The sequence below is a fragment of the Citrobacter sp. wls718 genome (assembly GCF_005280945.1).
Lineage (GTDB): Bacteria > Pseudomonadota > Gammaproteobacteria > Enterobacterales > Enterobacteriaceae > Citrobacter > Citrobacter gillenii.
The window spans coordinates 93878-99994 of record NZ_SZWV01000069.1 but is presented as its reverse complement, the minus strand read 5'-3'; the positions used below and the strand labels follow the sequence as shown (position 1 = coordinate 99994).

At 52.4% G+C, this 6117-nt stretch carries 6 protein-coding genes; 5 read left to right on the top strand and 1 reads right to left on the bottom strand.

The features are described from left to right. Window positions 1-209: 209 nt before the first annotated feature. The 5 genes from FDW95_RS14390 to pmrB all read left to right on the top strand — a co-directional run bounded on the left by FDW95_RS14390 (window position 210) and on the right by pmrB (window position 5966). Window positions 210-971, top strand: coding sequence for an AraC family transcriptional regulator (locus tag FDW95_RS14390; RefSeq protein WP_096758641.1), 762 nt, complete (start codon window positions 210-212; stop codon window positions 969-971). A gap of 127 nt (window positions 972-1098) precedes the next feature. Then, a complete protein-coding gene (gene adiC, locus FDW95_RS14385) occupies window positions 1099-2436 on the top strand; it encodes an arginine/agmatine antiporter (protein ID WP_096758642.1) in 1338 nt (445 codons plus the stop codon). Between the two features lie 136 nt (window positions 2437-2572). Then, window positions 2573-4210: a phosphoethanolamine transferase EptA gene (gene eptA / locus FDW95_RS14380; protein ID WP_115259661.1), complete on the top strand. Its 1638-nt coding sequence runs from the start codon at window positions 2573-2575 to the stop codon at window positions 4208-4210. 4 nt (window positions 4211-4214) lie between these two features. Next, window positions 4215-4883, top strand: a complete 669-nt coding sequence (gene pmrA, locus FDW95_RS14375) for a two-component system response regulator PmrA (RefSeq protein ID WP_115259662.1) — start codon at window positions 4215-4217, stop codon at window positions 4881-4883. A 9-nt stretch (window positions 4884-4892) separates the two neighbouring features. Further along, window positions 4893-5966: a two-component system sensor histidine kinase PmrB gene (gene pmrB, locus FDW95_RS14370; RefSeq protein WP_170973001.1), complete on the top strand. Its 1074-nt coding sequence runs from the start codon at window positions 4893-4895 to the stop codon at window positions 5964-5966. Here pmrB and pmrR read toward each other — a convergent pair. Then, window positions 5960-6049, bottom strand: a complete 90-nt coding sequence (pmrR, locus tag FDW95_RS14365; protein ID WP_096758646.1) for an LpxT activity modulator PmrR — start codon at window positions 6047-6049, stop codon at window positions 5960-5962. The two genes, pmrB and pmrR, sit on opposite strands and share 7 nt — an antisense overlap. Window positions 6050-6117: the final 68 nt, after the last annotated feature.

The window sequence follows — 6117 nt, the reverse complement described above, 5'->3', positions numbered from 1 at the left end:
CCACCCCGCGCTTTTTTTATGCAGCGAAAACACGTTGCCACTCGCGTAAATTATTATGTACACCCCAAAAATCCCCACAGATATTGTAATTCCTTTGAATCACGCTATTTTATCGCAGGTTTTGATTCATCATACAATTCCATTTAACCGGTATTACTCACCCTTCGGCGAGCGACGGTATTTTATATTCATATTCCAGGAGTTCGGGTATGAGGGTTTGCAGCAAAGAAGCTTGTGTTGTTGTATTAACGGAGAAAGATGTTTGGTTAAGGATTAACGGTAAAGAAGCCATCAGTTTAAAAGCCAACCACATGGCACTGGTGGCATGTGATAATAATATTATCGACTTCTCTTCACTCAATAACGCCCTGGTGGTTCACATCAGTCGCGACATTATTAAAGATTACTTACGATTTTTAAATAAAGATCTCTCACAAATCCCCCTCTGGCAACGCAGTGCCAGTCCGGTAATGACCGCTGCCTGCCTGACGCCGGATGTGTTTCGGGTCGCCGCCCAGCACAGCGTGATGGAAACGCTGAACGAAGGGGAGGCAGAACGGACGCGTGCACTGCTGTTCACCGTGCTATCACGCTTTCTCGACAGCAAAAAGTTTCTCCCGCTGCTGATGCATATGTTACGCAGCCGCATTAGCGACAGCGTTTATCACATCATTGAGAGTGATATTCATAAAGACTGGAACTTGAGTCTGGTCGCCAGCTGCCTGTGCCTGAGCCCCAGTTTGTTAAAGAAAAAGCTCAAAAATGAAAATACAAGTTACAGCCAAATAATTACCACCTGTCGCATGCGTTATGCCGTCAATCAATTATTGATGGACGGAAAAAACATATCTCAGGTGTCACAACTGTGCGGATATAACAGTACGTCATACTTCATCTCTGTATTCAAAGAGTTCTACGGGATGACCCCACTGCATTATGTTAGCCTGCACCGGGAACAAACGGCCGCCTGATTTTTAATCATTTAGCAATAAGCCATAATAATATCAGCATTGGCGATACTCCCCTTTCGCCATAATTCAATCATCTTCTGCGGAGGTATGATACGTCGTCATTTATCCTTATCAGGAGTTAAGAAATATGTCGACGGATGCTGATGCTCACAAAGTGGGCTTAATCCCCGTCACCTTAATGGTGTCGGGGAATATTATGGGTTCCGGTGTATTCCTGTTACCCGCCAATCTGGCGTCAACTGGCGGGATTGCAATCTACGGATGGCTGGTCACGATTATCGGCGCGCTGGCGCTGTCGATGGTGTACGCCAAAATGTCGTCCTTAGACTCCAGTCCCGGTGGTTCTTACGCGTATGCCCGCCGCTGCTTCGGTCCCTTCTTAGGCTATCAAACCAACGTCCTGTACTGGCTGGCCTGCTGGATCGGTAACATCGCGATGGTGGTCATTGGCGTGGGTTACCTGAGCTACTTTTTCCCCATCTTAAAAGATCCGCTGGTGTTAACGCTGACCTGCGTCGCCGTACTGTGGGTCTTCGTGTTGCTGAATATCGTCGGGCCGAAAATGATCACCCGCGTGCAGGCCATTGCTACCGTGCTGGCACTGGTGCCCATTGTCGGGATTGCCGTCTTCGGCTGGTTCTGGTTTCGCGGTGAAACCTATATGGCAGCCTGGAACGTCAGCGGCATGAACACCTTCGGCGCGATCCAAAGCACCTTGAACGTCACCCTGTGGTCATTCATCGGGGTAGAAAGTGCTTCTGTGGCTGCGGGCGTGGTCAAAAACCCTAAACGTAACGTTCCTATCGCCACCATTGGCGGGGTACTGATTGCCGCTGTCTGCTACGTACTTTCTACCACCGCGATTATGGGCATGATCCCTAACGCGGCGCTGCGCGTTTCGGCTTCACCATTCGGCGATGCGGCACGCATGGCATTGGGTGACACCGCAGGCGCGATTGTCTCCTTCTGCGCAGCGGCCGGGTGTCTCGGCTCACTGGGTGGCTGGACGTTACTTGCCGGACAAACCGCAAAAGCGGCAGCCGACGACGGTCTGTTCCCACCGATTTTCGCCCGCGTCAACAAAGCCGGAACGCCGGTTGCCGGGTTAATTATCGTCGGGATCCTGATGACTCTCTTCCAGTTCAGCAGCATGTCACCGAACGCCGCCAAAGAGTTTGGTCTGGTCTCTTCTGTCTCGGTCATCTTCACGCTGGTGCCTTACCTGTATACCTGTGCCGCCCTGCTGCTGCTGGGCCATGGTCACTTTGGTAAAGCACGTCCCCTGTACTTGCTGGTCACCTTCGTGGCATTTATCTACTGCATCTGGGCAGTGGTCGGCTCGGGCGCCAAAGAGGTGATGTGGTCATTCGTGATGCTGATGATCATCACCGCGCTGTATGCCCTTAATTACAACCGGATCCATAAAAATCCGTATCCACTGGATGCCCCAGTTAACAATAATTAATGTAAGCAGCAGGGGTGCATATAGGCCGGACAAGGCATCGCAGCCATCCGGTATTAAGCCAATCTTAAGTTCTTAAGGTTGGCTTAACTTTACTTTGCGAGGATCTGCCCCACTTAGTCGATGGAATTTCCTCTTCATGTTAAAGCACCTGTTTAAAAGACCGACTCTCGGGCACATCAGCTGGCTGCTGCTGATGTCTCTTTATCTGGCCACCTTTCTGAACGTCGCGTTCTATAAGCAGGTGCTGCAAGACCTCCCGCTGGACTCCCTGCGCAACGTGCTGGTGTTTCTCTCCATGCCGGTGGTGGCCTTCAGCGTCATGAACATTGTGCTGACGCTGGCTTCATTCCTGTGGCTTAACCGCCCGTTGGCCTGCATTTTCATTCTGGTGGGTGCCTCTGCCCAATATTTCATCATGACCTACGGCATCATCATTGACCGCTCGATGATCGCCAATATGATGGATACCACGCCCGCTGAAACCTTCGCCTTGCTGACGCCGCAAATGATCATCACGCTCGGGATAAGCGGTATTCTGGCGGCGATTATCGCCTGCTTGATCAAAATTAAACCAACGACACCGGTATTGCGTAGCGTGCTGTACCGGGGGGCAAATATCCTGGTCTCGGTACTGCTGATCGTGCTGGTCGCCACCTTCTTCTACAAAGATTACGCCTCACTGTTTCGCAACAACAAAGAGCTGGTTAAATCCCTCAGCCCGTCCAACAGCATCGTCGCCACCTCATCCTGGTATTCACACCAGCGCCTGGCCGATTTGCCGCTGGTGCGTATTGGCGAAGATGCCCACCGCAATCCGTTAATGCTGAAAGAAAAGCGTAAAAATCTCACCATCGTGGTGCTGGGAGAAACCTCGCGCGGGGATAACTTCTCGCTGTCGGGGTATTCACGCCAGACCAACCCGCGGCTGGAAAAAGATGACGTGGTCTATTTCCCGCGCACCACGTCCTGCGGGACGGCGACGGCGGTGTCCGTCCCCTGCATGTTCTCCGATATGCCGCGCGCGCAATACGATGAAGAGCTGGCACACCACCAGGAAGGCGTACTTGATGTCATTCAGCGGGCGGGAATCAACGTGCTGTGGAATGATAACGACGGCGGCTGTAAAGGCGCATGCGACCGCGTACCGCATCAGAATATGACCAAACTGAATCTGCCGGGGCAGTGCATCGACGGTGAATGCTACGACGACGTTCTGTTCCACGGGCTGGAAGAGTATATAAATAACCTGCAAGGCGACGGCGTGATTGTGCTGCACACCATCGGCAGCCACGGCCCGACCTATTACAACCGCTATCCGCCGCAGTTCAAGAAATTCACCCCAACCTGCGACACCAATGAGATCCAAACCTGCTCGCAGCAACAACTGGTGAATACCTACGACAATACCATCCTGTATGTTGACTATATTGTTGATAAAGCAATCAATATACTGAAAGCACATCAGGACAATTTCACCACCAGCTTGGTCTATCTTTCCGATCACGGTGAATCGTTAGGGGAAAACGGCGTCTATTTACACGGCCTGCCGTATTCCATCGCGCCAGAAACACAAAAGCATGTACCGATGCTGCTGTGGTTGTCAGAGGACTACCAGCAACGCTACCAGATCTCGCAAACATGTTTGCAAAAACGGGCCAGCGCAGAAGACTTCTCACAAGATAATCTGTTCTCCACCCTGCTGGGATTAACGGGCGTACAGACCAGGAATTACCAGGCGGCAGATGATATTCTGCACCCATGCCGGGGAGGCTAACTGAATGAAAATTCTGATTGTTGAAGACGATACGCTGTTATTACAGGGACTGATCCTTGCCGCCCAAACGGAAGGCTATGCCTGCGACGGCGTGTCAACCGCCCGTGCCGCAGAGCAATGTCTGGAGACCGGGCATTATAGTCTGGTGGTACTGGATCTCGGTTTACCTGATGAAGACGGCCTGCACTTTCTCAACCGCATCAGGCAGAAAAAATACACGATTCCAGTGCTGATCCTCACCGCCCGCGATACGCTCAAAGACCGGGTTGCCGGGCTGGACGTCGGTGCCGATGACTATCTGGTCAAACCGTTCGCGCTGGAAGAACTGCATGCCCGTATTCGGGCCTTGCTGCGCCGCCATAACAATCAGGGCGAGAGCGAGTTGACTGTCGGTAACCTGACGCTGAACATTGGTCGTCGCCAGGTATGGATGGACGGGCAAGAGGTTATCTTAACGCCGAAAGAGTACGCGCTGCTGTCGCGCTTGATGCTCAAAGCGGGCAGCCCGGTACACCGGGAAATCCTGTATAACGATATCTACAGCTGGGATAACGAACCGTCGACCAATACGCTGGAAGTTCACATTCACAACCTGCGCGATAAAGTGGGTAAAGCCCGTATTCGCACGGTCAGGGGATTTGGCTACATGCTGGTCGCCACTGAGGAAAACTAAGTGAAGCTGATACGTTATTTAAAACAGCCGCTGCCGCTGCGCCATCGTTTGATGATAACGATCGGCCTGATTCTGGTGGTCTTTCAGCTGATTAGCACCTTCTGGCTGTGGCATGAAAGCACCGAACAAATACAGCTGTTCGAACAGGCGTTACGCGAAAACCGTAACAACGATCGCCACATCATGCATGAGATCCGCGAGGCCATCGCCAGCCTGATCGTCCCCGGTCTCTTTATGGTCAGCCTGACGCTGCTGATTTGCTATCAGGCAGTGCGACGGATCACCCGCCCGCTTGCCAACCTGCAAAAAGAGTTAGAAGCGCGCACGGCCGATAACCTGACCCCTATAGAGATCCGCAGCTCTACCGTTGAGATACAGGCGGTCGTCACGGCACTGAATCAGCTGGTGACGCGACTCACCAACACTCTCGACAATGAGCGTCTGTTTACTGCCGACGTCGCTCACGAGCTGCGCACACCGTTATCTGGCGTTCGCCTGCACCTGGAATTACTGTCAAAAACCCACAACGTGGACGTTTCACCGCTTATTGCCCGCTTAGACCAAATGATGGACTGCGTGTCGCAGCTGCTGCAGCTTGCCCGCGTGGGTCAGTCGTTTTCAGCGGGGAATTACCAGCATGTCAAACTGCTGGAGGACGTCATACTGCCTGCCTACGATGAACTCAGCACCATGCTGGATCAGCGGCAACAAACGCTTCTATTACCCGAGAGCGCTACCGATGTCGTGGTGCGTGGCGACGTTACGCTGTTGCGTATGCTGCTGCGTAACTTAGTCGAAAATGCGCATCGTTACAGCCCGGAGGGCAGTAATATTAGAATTAGCCTGCATACTGACCCGGAGGCGAAAATGGTCATTGAAGACGAAGGGCCGGGCATTGATGAAAGTAAATGCGGGGAGTTAAGCAAAGCGTTTGTGCGCATGGACAGTCGTTTTGGCGGTATTGGACTGGGGCTGAGCATTGTCAGCCGCATCACCCAGCTCCATCGCGGGCAGTTCTTTTTGCAAAATCGCACGGGAGCCACCGGCACCCGAGCCAGCGTAGTACTGGAGAAAGATCAGTAAGAGCTCACCCACACGTACACAAAGCTGCTCACAATCAGCAGGCTGCACACGGTGGTTAAACTTTCATAGATACGGGTTTTCATGACACTCTCCTCCGATAGTATGGAGGAGAGTTTGCCTGACAGAGATTAAGCCAACCTTAAGGCCACGC